Raw genomic sequence first — 17,818 nt, forward strand, 5'->3', positions numbered from 1 at the left:
GAAGATATTGTACTTTTGATGGTTGATACAATCATGAGCACTGCAGTAGAGTTGATTGAAAGCAGTCGACGTGTAGCCGGTATAAATCACAATATTTTAACAACTTAAGATAACTCAGAAACTTGAGCATTAATAAATCCATAAGGAGAAATTATGAAATCTTTACATGTTTTAGGAATTTGCGGCAGCCTGCGGAGTCAGTCTACTAATTTAGGGCTATTGAGATATGCAAAAGAACATGCTCCATCGGGGATGGTAATTGAATTGGCAGATTTACAAGATGTTCCTTTCTATAATGCAGATCTTAAAGATATTCCAGATCCTGTGCAGAAACTTAATGAGAGCATCGGGAATGCGGATGCATTGCTCCTCGCTTGCCCTGAATATAACTACTCGCTTGCACCTGCACTTAAGAATGCACTCGATTGGGCTTCTCGTGCACCAGATAATCATCTGCTCGCAGGAAAGCCTGTGGCCATACTTGGATCGGGAGGCGGTATGGGCTCAGCAAGGTCTCAATATCACCTCAGGCAAGTATGCGTATTTCTTGATCTCCACCCTTTAAATAAACCGGAAGTATTTAGCAATGCTTTCAGCAGTAGCTTTGACGAAGAAGGGAATCTGTTGGAAACTAAGATTCAAGATTTGATAGTTCGGCAATTGCAGGCTTTACAGTCCTGGGCCCAAACTATCCACTCGTAATCAGAAACCTATCAACAAGAAGAGGATAAATATCATGGCAAATATACTTCCCAATACAGATGGTGGATTGCTGACAAAAGACAATTGTGCTGTTGTTTTTATTGACCATCAACCACAGATGACCTTTAGTGTATCGAACATTACAGACAATTGTTGGTGAACAATGTTGTAATGTTGGCCAAAGGAGCAAAAGAATACGGTGTGCCTGTAATCCTCACAGCTGTAGAAACTGAGTCATTCAGTGGATACATATGGCCTGAATTGATCGATGTTTTTCCAGGGCAGCAGCCTATAGAACGAAGCAGCATGAACTCTTGGGATGATGAAAAATTCAGAGAAGCCATTCGTGCTGCGGGCAAGAATAATATCTTGATAGCTGGTTTATGGACAGAAGTCTGTGTTGCCTGGCCAACACTTCATCTCATAAATGAAGGTTACAACGTTTATGTGGTGGAGGATGCTTGCGGCGCCACTTCAGCCGCAGCCCACGATGCTGCCCTGCAGAGAATAGTACAGGCAGGTGCCGTGCCTATGACAAGTGTTGCTACCGTGCTTGAATTCCAACGAGCCTGGGCCAATAAAGAACACTATGATGCTGTGTTAAATATATTTCGGCAACATGGTGGTGCTTATGGCGATGGTATAGATTACGCCTACACGATGGTTCATAAAGCACCTCAAGATGCAGCCAATCCACATGTCGTAAAATGAATCCAACAGAGTCCCGTTTATAGGGGTTAACTAATTATTTGTAAGTAAAAAGAGAGGATTTTGACATGACAGAACAAACTGGAAAGAATATTGTGTCAGTCGCTGATTTACGTTCAATGATTAATGAGCATCCCCGTACTCATCTGTTAGATGTACTCCCTCCTGACCATTTTGAAAAGGTACATATTCCTGGTGCTAAAAATGCTTGCGTTTTCTTTGTCTCTTTTCTGGATGATTTGGCCAGGCTGATTCCAGAAAAGAAGGAGCGAGTGGTGGTGTATGGCTCGAGCGAAAGGAGTTATGATGCAAAAATGGCCATAGAGAAAATGACCAGGGCAGGATACCTGGAAGTATATGAACTTGAAGGAGGACTTGAATCCTGGCGTGAGGCCGGAAATGTATGTGAAGGTAATAATGTTGATCAGTCAGATGATCCACAAACACAACTGACACTTTCTGATGGCAGTTTTATCATCGCTAATGATTTTAGTGTTATTAAATGGGAGGGACGTAATCCCAGTACTACTCATTTCGGAACTGTCGATATCTCCGAAGGAGAGATACACATTAAGAATGGTACAATTAGTGGAAAGATTGAAGTCGATATGAACTCAATTCATAATATTAATCTGGAGGGTGATGAATTACAGCCTGTACTAGAAGCACATCTGCGATCAGATGATTTTTTCTTCACCAGTATGTTTCCAACGGCTGTTCTTTCTTTAAAAAAAGTCACCCCCATTGACCCTCTATGGCAGACAGCACCGAACTTTCATGTAAAAGGAGAATTGACGTTACGGGGAATTACTGCTTCTCTTAATTTTGACATGACTGCGAATCAAACTGAGAATAATTCGTTAACTTTGGAAGCCCATTTTGATATAGATAGAACTCAGTGGAATATAATTTACGGATCGACACGGTTTTTCGAACATCTGGGTATGCACAAAGTTTTTGACTTGATAAGCATACAAATCCGCATTAATGCCACTCGATGAACTGTGTTCGCGACGTGTGCAATCAATAATAACATTCAGCAAGGTATAGTTGTAAAGGTTCAGACTTTTTCTGAAGTGAAGGTTACCGGTTTCTAGAGGTGCCTGTCAGGTCAAGTTTGAACCACTATACGTAATATGATCAACTATGCCTTGGGCCTAATACTGTCAAATCGAAGATAAACAATTCTGTTTCCCACTTTAATTTAGGGTTTTTCCTATGCACCTCCAGCAGCAGGTCGATCGCTGCTGCTCCACTGACTAGGCAGAAAAGATGCTCATCTTCACAGGGATTATCCTAAGCAGGAGCCTTGTGGCTCCTCTTTGAGGTTTCCCTTGGTAATCTGCATTGAGAGGAAACGACCGATAAGAAATTGTAATCATTTATGATTTATTGTGGCCGGTGAAATAGTTTTCCTATATGGTCGGTCCGAAAATGAACTGTGTGTATACGCAACAATCTTGGCCTTAGAGGAACCCTGATACTCATGCTGGCGATCATCACCAACTGTTGGGCACTATTCTGCGGAATGGGCCTTATCATGCTCGGCAACGGTTTGCAGGGCACCCTGCTGGGCGTGCGTGCTTCCTTGGAAGGATTCAGTACGACCATCACAGGGCTGGTCATGTCCGGCTATTTCATGGGGTTGATCCTTGGATGTAATATAGTACCTAAGATGGTAAGAAGGGTGGGACATATCCGCACCTTCGGTGCCCTTGCCTCACTTGCATCGACCGCCATACTGGTCCAGGCGGTTTTCGTGAATCCGTTCGCATGGTGTGCCATGCGGATCGTTACCGGTTTTTCGTACTCCGGGCTCTTCATCGTTGCCGAAAGCTGGCTGAACGAGGCTTCGGACAACGGCACCCGTGGTAAGCTGCTTTCGATCTATATGCTGGTCTCTTTAGGTGGTATGGCAGGCGGCCAGATGATGTTAAACCTCTGGCACCCCTCAAGTTACGAGCTGTTCGTTCTTGCTTCGCTGTTGATTAGTATCGCTTTGATACCCATTTTGCTTTCTGTTGCCCGTGCCCCCCAGTTCGACGTGATGGAAAATATCTCCATTCGGCAGCTCTATCGGGTATCTCCTCTTGGTGTATTCGGAATGTTGATCAACGGTATGTGCTACGGGGCAATATTTGGCATGGGAGCTGTATATGGTACAGAGATGGGGATGTCAATTCAGCAGGTTTCCATTTTTATGGGGGCCTTGATTGTGGGGGGATTTGTCTTCCAGTACCCTCTCGGTTGGCTTTCTGACACAGTCGGTCGTTCGCTGGTAATTATCATCTCGGCTTTGGCCGGAGCCTGTGCTGCAATTTTTGCTATATATTATACGGATACCGGATTGATTCATTCTGTTTTAATTGCTTGTGTCGGAGGCTTGACCATGCCTTTATATTCGCTGTGCGGTGTACATACCAACGACTATCTTACGCCAACGCAGATGGTTGCGGCCAGTGGTACACTCGTGCTGGTAAGCGCCACCGGTGCGACTATTGGCACGCCAGTAACTGCCCTCGCCATGGAGTATCTAGGCCCAGCAGGTTTTTTTGGAAGTCTTGCTACTATGCTTTTAGTAATCTGCCTGTTTGCCATTAGCAGATCGATAGATAGGGGCCATGCCAAGGATGAGCGTGGAAAGTTCGTGGCAATGGCCAGTACACCGCTTGCAGTATCACTCAACCCAGAGGTGGAACTTGACGAGCTTGAGGCCGCCGTAACCGAAGATGCAGAGCAAGTAAAAGAGAGCTTTGAAGAGCTTATTGAAGAAACAAGGTAAAGTTGTTTTCTTTATTGGAAAAGGAACAAGATGAAAGTTTGAGACATATCCTGTTTTATCCTTGGTTACGCATCCGGGAAGGGCTCTAAAGCGTCTGGTAACCACTCACGGTTGGCACGAAAAAAGAAACCAATTTTTGTCAGCCATTCCCACCTAGTAATAACTATCAAAACGACACCGTAAAATTTCCAGGAAAATTCAGTCAACTTATATCTGTGGTCAATTTGGCTGCCGGTATTGTATGCAGCAGCGACACTCAACAATATGCGGGTACGCATGCAAAGCATGCTATGCTATTAATTATACTCTCCGCTGATTTGACTACATCTGGTCATGGGGATAAGCAAACTTTATTGTATGTTCACTTGCCTGTACTCTAAAATGGCAGGAAACGTGCCATTCGCCTACCTCATCAAAGGTGAAATTAACAGCATACATCCCACCACCAAAGTGTTTGAGTTCGCCTACTTGGTCTTTCCCGGATGGTGATACGACTTTTATGTCCCCAACGACCGCTTTCATTCTTTGATTATTTTGAGAAAAGGAAACCATTATATGATGCGTTTTTCCCTCTGGGTCCTTCATCTTCATGCTGGCAAGACTCATGATTTGAAACGTTGTATGAATTCCATCAGCCATGTCTGCATGTTTAAAATGACCTGACTTGGCACCGTCTTGGGCCATTGAAGAATGGTCCATTTTCTCATCCGACATGTCATGACCGCTGTGATTCATGTCTTTCATTGCTGATGCGGCTGTTGCAAACATAAACAACACTACAAAAAGTACTGCTGGTACTGCTTTTTCTAATTTGATCATTATCAGTCTCCTTTATAGATTGTGGTACCACATTGTAGTATGTTACTGTAGTCATTTATTGGCAGGGCACAATGGTTCTCACAAAAAGATTGTTCCAAATTGGTCTATTATTCCGGTATGTCCATCGATATTGATAGGTATTACATTCAGTTTTTCATGCTGCTTTCCTTTTTTACATGTATGGCAAAAGCGAAAAAATCCGTCGTCCTCTTGTATAGATAGATTTTACAATTAATATTAATGGCATAAACAACAAAATTGAGTCAGTAACGTCACAGAAAATATCCATGGGATTACTATGAGTACACTGAACAGAAAACGTGTAGTAACGAGTGCCCTTTGTTGTGCACTCCTCTCTTTGATTATGCTGGGAAAAACCTTGGCTCAAGAGACTTTTTTTGAGGCAACTACACTGGAAGATTATCTTAGGCAGGCTCAAGCAGCAAATCCTGATTTAAAAGCATTTAAAGCACGATACGAAGCGGCTATGCAACGTGCTCCACAGGTATCGGCATTGCCGGATCCGATGCTGCAAGTCACCTCTTTTGTTGAATCTGTACAGACGCGGACTGGTCCACAGGAAAATATTTTTATGCTGAGCCAACGTTTTCCCTGGTTCGGGAAGCTAAGCAGTAAAGAGAATGTCGCTACAGCAGAGGCTGAAGCTCTGTGGTACGCTTTTCAAAGTAGACAACTGTTATTGGCTAGAAAGGTGGCAACAAGCTATTTCGACTACGCATTTACCGGAAAAGCAATCGCCTTAACCAGAGAGAACCTTGACTGGATACGAGAACTAGAGCCTATCATTGAGGAAAAAGTACGAGGTGGTGGTGATATCAACCCCCTGCTAAGGCTCAAAGTTGAAGTGGGGAAAATCGCTGACAAGGTGGCATCATTGCAACAGAAAAGAATTGCCCAATCAGCCCATATAAGCGAGTTGCTTGCAGTGACTGACGGCACGGTATTGCCATGGCCCCAATTGGACACTCCAGAAGTTACTTCTTTGGAAGAACAGCCATTACTTGATGCTATTACGCTCAATAACCCTGAGCTGCAAATGATTAAGCGTAAAATCCATAGTGCTGAAGCCCGCCAGGAGATCGCGAGACTGGCGAGTTATCCTGACTTTACCTTTGGTATAAATTACATCCAGATTGGTTCCCCTGAAGTCAACCCCGACACTCCAGATGCGGGTACTGATCCCTGGGGAGTGACGGCATCCATGAATATCCCCCTCTGGTTTGAGAAGAATGATTCTGCCAGGGCCGAAGCGATGGCCGGTAAACGGGCGGTTATACACACATATAACAACCGTGTTAATGCGTTAGAAGCGGAAATGCGTTCCAGCCTCGCTCTTTTAGATGATGCTCACCGTCGTTTAAAACTTTACGGAGATGAGCTACTTGGGCTGGCTGAACAGGCCGTTGAAAACAGCCGGACCAGTTATGAAAGCGGACGAACCGGCATTCTGGAAGTTATTGACAGTGAACGTTCCCTGCTTGATTTACAATTGCTCTCCTGGCGAGCGGCTGCCGATGCTTGGAAACAGAGGATCATCATCCAGACTTTGGTCAATCAACCGATACAAGGGTTCGTGAGTACGGAGAAACAAAATGAATAAAATAGCTGTAATTATACTCTGTAGTGCCCTGTTTTTTGTTGGTTTAAGCGTAGGGCGCTATTTCCTGCCTTCGACCCCATCTTCGGAAAACGAAAACTACATCCAGCTCGCTTCGAGCGAAAAAAGTGAGGAGCAGGAACCAGCCATATGGACCTGCTCCATGCATCCGCAGATACAGCAACCAGAGCCTGGAAACTGTCCTATCTGCGGCATGGCCTTGATCCCACTTGAAAAAGATAACAGCGATGATGACTCTCCCCGAGCGATGAGCATGAGTCGGAGTTCACGAGCACTTGCTGATATCCAGACGACTCCCGTGACACGCGATTTCCCTGAGATGCAGGTCCGTTTGGTGGGGAAACTAGCCTATGACGAAACCCGGGTAAAATCTCTTACAGCCAGGTTTCCTGCACGGATTGATGAACTGTATGTCAATTTTACCGGCGTAAAAGTAAAAACAGGCGAACATTTGGCCAAGGTCTACAGTCCCGAACTCCTTACTGCTCAACGTGAACTGCTGACGGCCTATAAACGTGACCCTAACAGTTCTATTACCCGCGCCGCTCGTGGAAAGCTTCGTCTTTGGGGCCTTTTACCGTACCAGGTTGACAGCATTATTAAAAAAGGAAAGGCTCGTGACCACTTCGTGCTGCGTGCGCCCATAGGGGGACTCGTAGTATCTAAAAACGTTCAGGAAGGGGATTACGTTCAAACAGGTAGCCCCTTCTTTCGCATTGTTGATCTCACCGAACTGTGGCTTAACCTTGATGCCTATGAATCTGATATTACCTGGCTCCGTTATGGACAGGAGGTTGCATTTTCGGTGGAGTCTTTTCCGGGTGAAGAATTTCATGGTCGGATTGCCTTCATTGAACCTGAGGTAGACAGGAAAACCCGGACGGTTTCCATCCGGGTCAATGTTCCCAATCAGGATGGACGACTTAAGCCAGGGATGTTTGCCCGTGGCGATGTTGCCGTTAAAATGGCAGAAGATGGCCAGGTTTTTGCCCCTGAATTTGCCGGTAAATGGATAAGCCCCATGCATCCTGAGATTATTAAGGATGGACCTGGCAAGTGTGATGTTTGCGGCATGCCCCTTGTTCCGGCTGAAGAGTTGGGTTACGTGGAAAATGTAGACGTTGCCATGCCGTTGGTTATCCCTGATTCTGCAGTCTTGCGCACCGGTAAACGAGCTGTAGTTTATGTAGCAAAGCAAGATGCCAAGCGACCAACGTACGAGGGACGGGAAGTTGTACTGGGCCCACGAGCAGGTAATTTTTTTATAGTCAAGAGTGGACTGAGTGAAGGTGAACGGATTGTTAGCAATGGTGCCTTCAAGATCGACAGTGCTCTCCAGATTCAGGCTAAGCCAAGTATGATGAACCCTCAAGGAGGGGGGGCTGCATCGGTCCACGACCATGGCGGTACACGTACCACCGCAGAAGCGGATAACGCCCATCAAGAGGGCGCTGCAATGGTTGAAATTTCCGGTGATCTTGGCGCACAGTTACTCTCGCCCTACCTCGCCCTTCAGGCGGCACTGGCTGCAGATGACCTGACTGCTGCCAAGGCCGGCCTCAAGGCAATGATGGAAATCGCCGGTCATGCAGGAAAACTCCCTGAAATGCTCCATTCCATGCTGGCTGCGGAATCACTGGACGACGTACGTCGTCCACATTTTGAAACGCTTTCCAATGCCTTAATTGCGGCCGTCAAAGCAAATCCTACATCATTTACCAGCGAATTACTGATTATGCATTGTCCTATGGCCTTTGGTGATCGTGGAGCGGACTGGCTACAGATGTCTGAACCACTCCAAAACCCCTATTTCGGGGCTGTTATGCTGACTTGCGGTGATGTTAAGGAACGGCTGATTCCAAATCAAAATGGACACGACGAGCATGATCACTGAGCAATCATCCAATCCGATTAACAAGCTCATCCGTTTTTGCCTGGAGAATAAGCTTGTTGTGGTACTTTTTACTGTTGTCCTGATTCTCTGGGGTGTCATGGTTGCCCCCTTTGACTGGGAATTCGAAACATTCCCGCGCGACCCGGTACCGGTCGATGCTATCCCGGATATCGGTGAAAATCAGCAAATCGTTTTTACCAAGTGGATGGGACGTTCCCCCCAGGACATTGAGGATCAAATAACCTATCCCTTAACCACCGCTTTGCTTGGTCTTCCTCAGGTAAAAACCATTCGCAGTTACTCCATGTTTGGTTTTTCGTCCATCTATATCATTTTCAAAGAAGACGTTGAATTCTACTGGACACGCAGTAGAATCCTTGAGAAGCTCAATAGCTTGCCATCCGGAACCTTGCCGCAGGGGGTTACCCCGCAACTGGGCCCAGATGCCACCGCACTGGGGCAGATTTTCTGGTATACCCTGGAAGGCATGGATAGCAGTGGCAACCCAACCGGAGGGTGGGATCCGGATGAACTGCGCAGCATCCAGGATTGGTATGTTCGCTATGGTTTGCAAGGTGTCGATGGAGTAGCAGAGGTGTCATCCATTGGCGGTTTTGTAAAAGAATACCAGGTTGATGTCGATCCTGATGCCCTGCGTACCTATAACATTGCCTTGCATGAGGTCTTTAATGCTGTACGTGCGAGTAATCTTGATGTCGGTGCCCGTACAATAGAAGTCAATAGTGTCGAGTATGTAATTCGCGGTCTTGGATTCATTGAAAACCTTGATGACCTACGACAGACTGTTATTACCCAGCGCAACAATATTCCTGTAACCCTTGATCAGATTGCTCAGGTTGCCTATGGGCCGGCCCTGAGGCGTGGAGCCCTTGATAAGGCAGGAGCAGAGGCCGTAGGGGGTGTTGTTGTCACCCGCTATGGTGAAAATCCGCTTGCGGTTATCAAGCGTGTGAAAGAGAAGATTGAAAAAATATCGCCTGGCCTGCCCAAAAAAAAAATGGAGGATGGAACCCTCAGCCAGGTTAAGATTGTACCATTTTACGATCGTACCGGTTTGATATACGAAACGTTGGGAACCTTAGAGGATGCCGTTCGCCAACAAATTTTAGTGACGATCATCGTCGTTGTTGTGATGGTGCTCCATTTGCGCAGCGCCACCTTGATTTCCGGTGTTCTTCCCCTGGCAGTATTGTTTGCCTTTATCGGCATGCGGCTTTTCAAGGTCGATGCCAATGTTGTCGCCTTATCCGGGATTGCTATTGCCATTGGGACGATTGTGGATATGGGCGTGGTGCTCACCGAAAATATCCTCAAACATCTTGACGATGCTGCGCCAAAAGAGAATCGACTGGAAGTTGTGTACCGGGCCTGTACGGAAGTAGCCAGTGCCGTTGTAACGGCCGTGCTTACCACTGTTATCAGCTTTCTCCCTGTCTTCACCATGGAAGCAGCAGAAGGGAAGCTGTTCCGTCCGCTGGCGTATACAAAGACCTTTGCCCTTATTGGCTCTATTGTCGTTGCTTTAACCATACTCCCGCCACTTGCTCACTGGCTTATTGCCGGTACACACAAGGCAAGATGGTCAAAAATAGGCCTTTGGGGAACTATTGCCCTGTTGGGTCTCGTAGGAATGGCTTTCATCTCATGGTTTCCTTGGTGGCTTGGCCTACTGATGATCATTACTGCAGTCTTCCATTTGGCAGACCAAAAGCTCCCGTTCAATGTACGTCGCGTTATTTTGTTTTTATTTAATATCATTGTTGCAGTACTGGTTGCCATATGGCTGGCTGAGGACTGGAAGCCACTTGGACCGGAACAGCAATCCCACAATATGATTTTCGTGCTGCTTACAGTGGGCGGGCTACTGACATTTATTTATTTCTTTATTCATTTCTATGCAAAGATCCTGGCGGCTATTTTACGCTGTAAGACTGTCTTCCTCCTCTTCAGTAGTGTTATCGTAATTTTTGGTTTTACAGTGTGGCTTGGAGCAGACAAGGTGCTGGGGTGGATGCCGGAAACATTGAGGAACTCCCGACCTTACGTATCCCTGGCACACAACGTCCCCGGCCTGGGTAAGGAGTTTATGCCGGCATTGGACGAAGGGTCGTATCTCTTGATGCCGACCACCATGCCCCATGCATCGATCGGCGAGGCAATGGATGTGTTACGTAAGCAGGACATGGCGATTAATGCGATCCCGGAAGTTGAGCTGGCTGTAGGGAAACTTGGGCGGGTGGAAAGTCCGCTCGATCCTGCTCCTATTTCAATGATAGAAACAATTATCACCTATGCTTCGGAATTTAAGACCGACAATGACGGCCGTATCCTGACCTTTGCCTACAATGGAGAGGAGGATGTTTTTCTCCGTGATGAGGGTAACAACCTGATCCTGGATAAAAAGGGTCGCCCTTTTCGTCAATGGCGTGATGAAATTAAAAGCCCTGACGACATCTGGGACTTGATAGTTGATGCGGCCTCGATTCCGGGAACCACATCAGCGCCTAAGCTGCAGCCTATTGCCGCCAGAATAGTGATGTTGCAGAGCGGTATGCGTGCTCCCATGGGATTAAAGGTATATGGGCCAGATCTGGAGACAATCGAAAAGACAACTCTGGATATCGAGGGCCTTTTGAAACAGGTTCCTTCTGTCAAAGCTGAAGCTGTCCTTGCAGATCGTATTGTCGGCAAACCATACCTTGAGGTGGATATCAACCGGGAGGCCATAGCCCGTTACGGAATAAAGGTAAAGATGGTCCAGGATGTGATCGAAGTAGCTATCGGCGGCAAACCGATCACCCAAACAGTCGAGGGACGAGAACGTTACTCCGTTCGAGTGCGCTATATGAGGGAATTAAGAGATACCATTGAATCTATCTCCACCATTTTGGTCGCTGCGCCCGACGGAACCCAGATACCGCTACGCGAGCTGGCTTCCATCAATTATGTCCGTGGCCCGCAGGTCATCAAAAGCGAAGATACGTTTCTGGTCGGCTATGTGATTTTTGATAAAAAGCAAGGGTATGCCGAAGTGGAAGTAGTGGAGCAGGCACAGGCGTTCCTACAGGGTAAAATACGCTCAGGTGAGCTATCCATTCCATCAGGAGTTAATTATACGTTCACCGGGAGTTATGAGAATCAGGTTCGTGCTGAGAAAAAACTCAAAATTGTACTGCCTATTGCCCTGTTCGCCATTTGGCTCATTCTCTACTTTCAGTTTAAAAAGAACGTAACCACCATGCTCGTCTTCTCAGGTATCCTCTTCGCATGGTCCGGGGGCTTCATCATGATTTGGCTCTACGGGCAGCCTTGGTTTCTTAATTTTGAGATATTGGGTCACAACCTGCGGGGGTTATTTCAAATGGGGACTATAAACTTGAGTGTTGCGGTCTGGGTAGGCTTTCTTGCTCTTTTTGGGATTGCTACAGATAATGGCGTAATTGTCTGCACCTATCTGCAACAGGTCTTTAAAGAACAATCGCCAGGTACTGTCGCAACTATCCGGGCTGCCACAGTGCAAGCAGGTGAAAGGCGTGTACGCCCTGCGATGATGACAAGCGCTACGACGATCCTGGCGCTTTTACCTGTGCTGACGTCCACAGGTAGAGGGTCTGATGTGATGGTTCCCATGGCAATACCAACATTCGGTGGTATGATGCTTGCCATCCTTACTATTTTTGTTGTCCCGGTATTTTACTGTGGCTTGGCTGAAATATCTCTGAAGCTGAAATTGAAAACTACCACTGCTGATGAGCAGGGGTAAGCGTTGTACGAACTTTCAATCCGTTATTTACGAAAAAATACCTCCTAAATCCTGCAATTGCCAAGTTTGATATGCAAGATTTAGGTACTTTGTTAACTTTACTCAAGGAATTCTTCAATTGTATTGACCATAGGGATGAAGGAATCAAACCCAGATATTTCAAATATTTCTCGGATGTGATCCTGAGCCTTCCAGACTCCAAATTTGTTGCCGCTTTTTTTAAGACTGCGCGCAAAATTAAAAATAACTCTGAGCCCTGCACTGGAGATATACTCAAGTTCCGCAAAATCCATGATAAGTGGTTTACCCGGCTGCATGGAAAAAGAAGATATCCAATGTTCTGCTTCTTCAGCAGTACCGGAGTCAAGGCGACCAATGATATTGATAATGATATAGTCGTTACTGTCTGATGTAGTGATTTGCATAGAGGCTTTTTTTGTTATTTAATTGTTTTTGTAAATCTGAGAATGTTTTTCTCATCTTTTCTTGCGTATGTATAGCTATCTACAAAGTGTCGTACTAAATGGATACCAAGCCCTCCAGCCTGTCGCTCTTCAAAGGGCCTGCGTATGTCGGGAGATTCGACTTGGAGAGGGTTGAAAACCGGTCCATTGTCCTTATACACTATCAGTAGATCAGGGCCTGCCCGTTCCAGTGACACTTCAATTGAATTGGCAAATTCAGTGGAACAATATTTGAAAAAATTGGTATAGAGTTCTTCGATTATCAGAATTATTTCCAGGATTATTTTGTGAGAAACATCCCAAGTTTCAGCTAAATTTTCACATTGCATTCGGAATGCTTCAAAACTATCTTCTGATGAATCCAAAAAAAAGTGTACTTTCATATTGTAAATGATACCCACTCTTTAACTCTTTCAGCTATTAGGTTATGTCCGTCTTTGCGCCGTTTTTCCAGTAACAAGTTCGTGTAACACGCCATTGCTACGCATCAATTCTTTATACGTACCGTATTCTACCAATTTACCGGATTTCATTACACCCACGGCGTCAAAATGTTGAATTGTATCCAGTCGATGTACTACAGCAATAACCGTACGTTTCCCTTTCCACCTCTCTATTAGTCGTTGAATCCTTGCTTGTGATTTATTGTCCAGGGCTGAGGTCGCTTCATCCATGAGGATCACTTTTGGCTCTTTGAGCAGAACCCTGGCAATGGCAAGTTTTTGTTTTTGCCCACCTGATAATTTGTCGCCCATATTTCCCACATTATATTCCATTCCCGCTTCAGCAACATCTTCCAGGCAATCTTCCTCTATCAGCAGGCGAATGATTGCCTGATTCACCTGTTCGTTGGGTAAAGTTTCATCGGTCTTCATCTTGCCAAAAAGGATGTTGTTAAAAACAGACCTTCCCTGGATAGGTTCGTCTTTTTTTAAATATGTAAATAAATCTGTATACTCTCGATTGCTTAATTGCTTCCAGTGAGGCCTGACGGAGAGGATACGGGCTTCAAGGCCGGGAGGCATTGAAAAAGATGAATGGATACCAGGCGCATATAACAATGCTGTTTTGAGGAGAAGATGTTGCTCCTTGATGGAAAGCTCATAGTGTGGGGTTGCATCCAGTCGGCTGACAAGTGACACATATTCTGATGCCGCATCAACAGAGATAGGGGTAGCCAGTACCGCTTTTTCATTGTTCTTTGATGCAAGGTGATACTCGACAGACAGTTTCGCTATTTGCTTTCCTAAAGCAAGTAAAGGGGGAATGAGGTTGTGTTTGCTGAGAAAATCTATAAAAGACGATTGAGCGAAAAGGGCTGTAAAGGTACTCTCTGTATCCCGCGATACGGCAAAAGTAATATTGTCCAGAATGGTTGAATATTGAAGATAGACTTTATGGTCATAAAACTCAATATAACGTTCATGCGGTGTGCCGGAATTACGCCTAAATTTTTCCCGCATAGTAATAAGCTTCGAGGTTACAGCCGGCGTTGAATTTTCATAAGCGGTCTCAAGGCCGAACCGAATGACGTCAACAAAAAAGCCGGCCTGTTGAAGACTTAAAATAAGGTGGTCAAGGTGGGGAGATTGAAACGTTTTTTTCTCAACACCGCTCTTACTGTCAACGGAATGGTGCGCATAGAGAAGGTTATCGAGTACGCTTCCCGAAAAAATAAATGGATGCTGAGAGATATACCCCACATGCTTTATAAGCTCACTTTTAGGTATGTTTTTTATCTCTATTCCATCAAGCTTTATGGAACCGCTGGTATAGCTAAACATTTTAGCAAGACATTGCACGAGCGTAGACTTACCGCTTCCGGAAAATCCAACCAAAGCAAGGTGTTGACCTGGCTGTAAGGAGAGTGTTACCTGCTGTAACAATGCTTTACCTTCTGCAACAGTGTATCCCACATCGGACAACTCCAAAGCTCCATGAATGGACACAGAGTCCATTGCTTGTCCAGTAAGTAGAGGCATAGAGGGGATATCAAAGGACTGCATGGTTCGTTGATATCGTACCGAAGCGTCCTGGTATACCTGATAAAACTCAATCAGTTCTTTCCAGGGATCATACAATTTTTCTTGAGCAGAAAGAAAGGCAACCATTGAGCCAAGTGCAAGCTGCCCGTTCATAACCAAGTAGCCCCCAAAGATGAACACGATAAAGGGACCGAGATTAACAAAATAGTTGTTTGTCGATTTGATACTAAAACGAAATAAAGACCATTTGAGTCGTATAGATTGGAGATGCTCAACAAGTTGATCGAACTTCCGTTTTTCAATGGAATAAGCACCGTGAACATTGATTTCATGAATGCCGGTAATCGATTCCGTAATCTGGCTTGCAACCAACCGGGATTGATCCACTCTCTTCTTATTGAGTCGGTTGGCCTTTTTCTGTAAATAAGGAACGAAAATGACAACAATCGGATAAATTGCCAGTGTGCAAAGGGCAAGCTGCGGGTGGAGCCAGAGCAGATAGCCCGCAAAGGCGAGTAATGTCAGTATATTAGCCACAGGGGCAGCCAGCGCCATCCCAGCAAAAGTACCAGCTGATGCCAGTTCAGTCATAAGGGAGGCTACGACTACACCTGGTTGAGTGTTGCGGAAAAAAAGAAGAGGTAGAGAAATTATATGACTATAGAGGGCTGTTCTCATACGCAATATAGCCTGTTCACCTATTCTTGCCTGTAGGTAATTAACACACAGTTTACTTACCCCGGTAATCGTGACGGCAAGCAGGTAAATGGCGCAATAAACTAATAATTGGTCAAGTTTTTTAAGAACTATTGCCTCGTTTACGATCCGTTTTTGCATCTCCAAAGGTACGACTCGAGCAATCACCATTACTGCTATCAACACAAGTAAAAGCAGTTGCAATTTCAGGTTTTTGTGAAACGCCCAGAAAAACAGATTCTTCTTGGTTACCGGAGGCTGTATTGGTTGAGTATCGGCTTTCACGTTTTGATGCTTTTGTTAGATGAAAGAGTTGAAGACGATGATAGGTTATTGGCCAAAGAGTTCTGCTCAAGTGAAATAACGACCAGCGTAATGTCATCCATTTGTTCAGCATCTCCTCGGAATACGGTAACCTCCTCGATGATCTTTTGGATTATCTGAGCAGGTTGGGCGTGATGGTTATTTCGAATAATCTCTTTTACCCTTTCTTTGCCAAAACGTTCCAATTGCTCATTTTCAAGATCCCACACTCCATCACTACCAATAATGAGAATATGTTTGGAGTGCGTCAGGTGGAAAGTATTACCCTTGTATTGGATGTCGGCATCCAAGCCGAGCACTAATCCTTTTCCTAGCAGTTCTGTAAAAGTATCATTTGCAGGAGTAAAAAGAAGGGCAGGCTCATGACCGGCTCGAATCCATTCAACGGTGTTGTTGTTCGGTTCTATTTCAAGGTAAAACAGTGAAGCGAAATTGCCATATTGTAATGTGTCCCAACACAGGTATCGATTGACATCGTTTATACGCTCTGCTGCTAACCCAGGCTTCTGAACTCGAACACGTAAAAGGGCCCTGAGGGTTGCCATGAGTAGCGCTGCACCTATACCATGGCCAACAACATCACCGACAGCTACATGAAGTTTTCCAGGATGTGTTTCTGATTCGATAAAATCGAAGTAATCTCCTCCGGTTTCGTCACAATAAATACTTACGCCGCTTGCAGTTATTCCTTTGTCTGAATAGTCATTCTGGGGCAAAAGTGTCATCTGCACTTCTTTTGCAATCTCCATTGCTTTTTGCAGCTGCAGGCCACGTTGGAGTTGCGAGGTCATTCGGTTGAAGCTATGGAGTAAATCGCCGACTTCGTCTTTTGTGGAAACCTTAAACGGTTTGCTGAAGTTTCCGTTTGCCAGCTCGTCTGCTGCTGTTGATACCTGCTTGATGGATTGGGTGGTTTGTTTAAAGCTGGAGCGAATAAACCACAGTAAAACTGTGATGCAAGACAGAGCTGTAATAATGTATGCAAGTCTGAATTTTATCAGCGGCTGCAGTACCTTCTTTCCTGGAGTTATAATCACCATCGTCCAAGGAGCTTGATGCAGTCGATAAAATCCGCTGATCTCCGCCGGAGGGATGCCTTTGCCAAAAACAATTCCAGATTCATCCGTTGATAACGCAGCTAATGTCTTTTTTTCAAGAGCGTTAGACTGGCCGAACTGTTTGGTGGAGTGTTGAGCGGTTTGTTCTTTGTTATTAATTGTTTGAGCTAGAATATGACCATCCTGATCAACAATATACGCCTTATAGATATTCCACCATTTAGATTGAATTGTTTGCGCAATGAGTTGTTCAAAATCAAGATATAGTTCTATTTTACCGATTATTTCATCCTCCATGTTTACAAGACTGGTGCTCAACAGGACGTTGTTTTGCTCAACAGCTACTTCATAGAGAGGCGGGGTAACTCCCAGTACTTTACCTGTATTTTTTTCATTTTTTGACCGGTGTAATATATGCCGTCTCATTCTGAGCCCCTGGCTTCCCATTTCATTGGGCCATTCGGCATTGATCTCAGTTACTCCCTGAATTTGATGCAAGCGATCAACAATGATTTCATGAATGCCGGTTTCAAAATCTCTTTTTGACATGCCGTCGAGAAAAGAAAGTAATTGTTTTGGCCGGTTAAGCTGCATGTCAATATTATGGGCGGCTTTTTCCAACTGAGCCAGCGCCGTTTCTCCCCACTGGTCAACCAGAACATTACGGACAGCTATAAAGCCAAAGACACCTGTCAGGGTCAGAAACAGGAAAATCGGCAGTATAATGAACACCACGGTTCGTTGGTGGAGTGTTTTTGGCTCGTACATAGGCTTGATTATAAATGGAGTGTGGGTAAGGCGTTAGAAACAGTTACTAACAATAAGTATAAACTACTACCTAAATCCTGCAATTAATCTTTAGAGCGGATTACCTAGCCAAGAAACGCCGCTTTTTGGTTGCACTCGTTGCCACATTGAAAAAATTTATGCAGAAATGTGCTCAGGAGGTGACTTAACACGAGA

General features: G+C 45.2%; 12 protein-coding genes and 1 pseudogene. 7 read left to right on the forward strand and 6 right to left on the reverse strand.

The window, feature by feature from the left end; genetic code table 11:
* Positions 1–153 precede the first annotated feature (153 nt).
* From JWH17_RS21420 to JWH17_RS21435, 4 genes and pseudogenes are all read left to right on the forward strand, one after another.
* Positions 154–702, forward strand: coding sequence for an NADPH-dependent FMN reductase (locus JWH17_RS21420; protein ID WP_205224742.1), 549 nt, complete (start codon positions 154–156; stop codon positions 700–702).
* Positions 703–736: 34 nt separating this feature from the next.
* Positions 737–1,413: pseudogene (locus JWH17_RS21425) on the forward strand (hydrolase).
* 65 nt (positions 1,414–1,478) lie between these two features.
* Positions 1,479–2,411 carry a YceI family protein gene (locus tag JWH17_RS21430; RefSeq protein ID WP_205224744.1) on the forward strand — a complete coding sequence of 311 codons (933 nt, stop codon included), beginning with the start codon at positions 1,479–1,481 and terminating at the stop codon, positions 2,409–2,411.
* 440 nt (positions 2,412–2,851) lie between these two features.
* Positions 2,852–4,192, forward strand: a complete 1,341-nt coding sequence (locus tag JWH17_RS21435) for an MFS transporter (protein WP_205224745.1) — start codon at positions 2,852–2,854, stop codon at positions 4,190–4,192.
* A gap of 65 nt (positions 4,193–4,257) precedes the next feature.
* Here the strand turns inward: JWH17_RS21435 and JWH17_RS21440 are convergent, their stop codons facing one another.
* Both JWH17_RS21440 and JWH17_RS21445 read right to left on the reverse strand, forming a co-directional pair.
* Positions 4,258–4,470, reverse strand: coding sequence for a hypothetical protein (locus tag JWH17_RS21440; protein WP_205224746.1), 213 nt, complete (start codon positions 4,468–4,470; stop codon positions 4,258–4,260).
* A 43-nt stretch (positions 4,471–4,513) separates the two neighbouring features.
* Positions 4,514–5,011 carry a hypothetical protein gene (locus JWH17_RS21445; protein ID WP_205224747.1) on the reverse strand — a complete coding sequence of 166 codons (498 nt, stop codon included), beginning with the start codon at positions 5,009–5,011 and terminating at the stop codon, positions 4,514–4,516.
* Between the two features lie 298 nt (positions 5,012–5,309).
* On the opposite strand from JWH17_RS21445, the gene JWH17_RS21450 reads away from it, so the two are divergent.
* From JWH17_RS21450 to JWH17_RS21460, 3 genes are read left to right on the forward strand one after another with little or no spacing between them, the layout of a single operon-like run.
* Entirely contained in the window at positions 5,310–6,632 is a 1,323-nt protein-coding gene (locus JWH17_RS21450) for a TolC family protein (RefSeq protein ID WP_205224748.1), read from the forward strand.
* Positions 6,625–8,544, forward strand: a complete 1,920-nt coding sequence (locus JWH17_RS21455) for a heavy metal-binding domain-containing protein (protein ID WP_205224749.1) — start codon at positions 6,625–6,627, stop codon at positions 8,542–8,544. The genes JWH17_RS21450 and JWH17_RS21455 overlap by 8 nt, the downstream gene beginning before the upstream one ends.
* Positions 8,534–12,328 (forward strand): efflux RND transporter permease subunit, encoded by a 3,795-nt coding sequence (locus JWH17_RS21460; protein ID WP_205224750.1) that lies wholly within the window; start codon positions 8,534–8,536, stop codon positions 12,326–12,328. Before JWH17_RS21455 ends, JWH17_RS21460 begins: the two co-directional genes overlap by 11 nt.
* Before the next feature lie 98 nt (positions 12,329–12,426).
* On the opposite strand, the gene JWH17_RS21465 is transcribed toward JWH17_RS21460, so the two are convergent.
* Genes JWH17_RS21465 through JWH17_RS21480 form a run of 4 tightly spaced genes read right to left on the reverse strand, consistent with a single transcriptional unit; the run spans position 12,427 to position 17,623 of the window.
* Positions 12,427–12,753 (reverse strand): STAS domain-containing protein, encoded by a 327-nt coding sequence (locus JWH17_RS21465; RefSeq protein WP_205224751.1) that lies wholly within the window; start codon positions 12,751–12,753, stop codon positions 12,427–12,429.
* A gap of 14 nt (positions 12,754–12,767) precedes the next feature.
* Entirely contained in the window at positions 12,768–13,175 is a 408-nt protein-coding gene (locus JWH17_RS21470) for an ATP-binding protein (RefSeq protein WP_269755903.1), read from the reverse strand.
* Positions 13,176–13,217: 42 nt separating this feature from the next.
* Positions 13,218–15,758: an ABC transporter ATP-binding protein/permease gene (locus JWH17_RS21475; protein WP_205224753.1), complete on the reverse strand. Its 2,541-nt coding sequence runs from the start codon at positions 15,756–15,758 to the stop codon at positions 13,218–13,220.
* Positions 15,755–17,623 carry a SpoIIE family protein phosphatase gene (locus JWH17_RS21480; RefSeq protein ID WP_205224754.1) on the reverse strand — a complete coding sequence of 623 codons (1,869 nt, stop codon included), beginning with the start codon at positions 17,621–17,623 and terminating at the stop codon, positions 15,755–15,757. The genes JWH17_RS21475 and JWH17_RS21480 overlap by 4 nt, the downstream gene beginning before the upstream one ends.
* Positions 17,624–17,818: the final 195 nt, after the last annotated feature.

Origin of the sequence: Desulfogranum marinum, assembly GCF_016918565.1 — a bacterium.
GTDB lineage: Bacteria > Desulfobacterota > Desulfobulbia > Desulfobulbales > Desulfobulbaceae > Desulfogranum > Desulfogranum marinum.

Bases quoted from the DNA above. Each gene is read 5' to 3' on its own strand.
- JWH17_RS21465 (WP_205224751.1), bottom strand. From the start codon at position 12,753: ATGCAAATCACTACATCAGACAGTAACGACTATATCATTATCAATATC.
- JWH17_RS21420 (WP_205224742.1), top strand. From the start codon at position 154: ATGAAATCTTTACATGTTTTAGGAATTTGCGGCAGCCTGCGGAGTCAG.
- JWH17_RS21450 (WP_205224748.1), top strand. From the start codon at position 5,310: ATGAGTACACTGAACAGAAAACGTGTAGTAACGAGTGCCCTTTGTTGT.
- JWH17_RS21470 (WP_269755903.1), bottom strand. From the start codon at position 13,175: ATGAAAGTACACTTTTTTTTGGATTCATCAGAAGATAGTTTTGAAGCA.
- JWH17_RS21455 (WP_205224749.1), top strand. From the start codon at position 6,625: ATGAATAAAATAGCTGTAATTATACTCTGTAGTGCCCTGTTTTTTGTT.
- JWH17_RS21440 (WP_205224746.1), bottom strand. From the start codon at position 4,470: ATGCGTACCCGCATATTGTTGAGTGTCGCTGCTGCATACAATACCGGC.
- JWH17_RS21445 (WP_205224747.1), bottom strand. From the start codon at position 5,011: ATGATCAAATTAGAAAAAGCAGTACCAGCAGTACTTTTTGTAGTGTTG.
- JWH17_RS21480 (WP_205224754.1), bottom strand. From the start codon at position 17,623: ATGTACGAGCCAAAAACACTCCACCAACGAACCGTGGTGTTCATTATA.
- JWH17_RS21430 (WP_205224744.1), top strand. From the start codon at position 1,479: ATGACAGAACAAACTGGAAAGAATATTGTGTCAGTCGCTGATTTACGT.
- JWH17_RS21460 (WP_205224750.1), top strand. From the start codon at position 8,534: ATGATCACTGAGCAATCATCCAATCCGATTAACAAGCTCATCCGTTTT.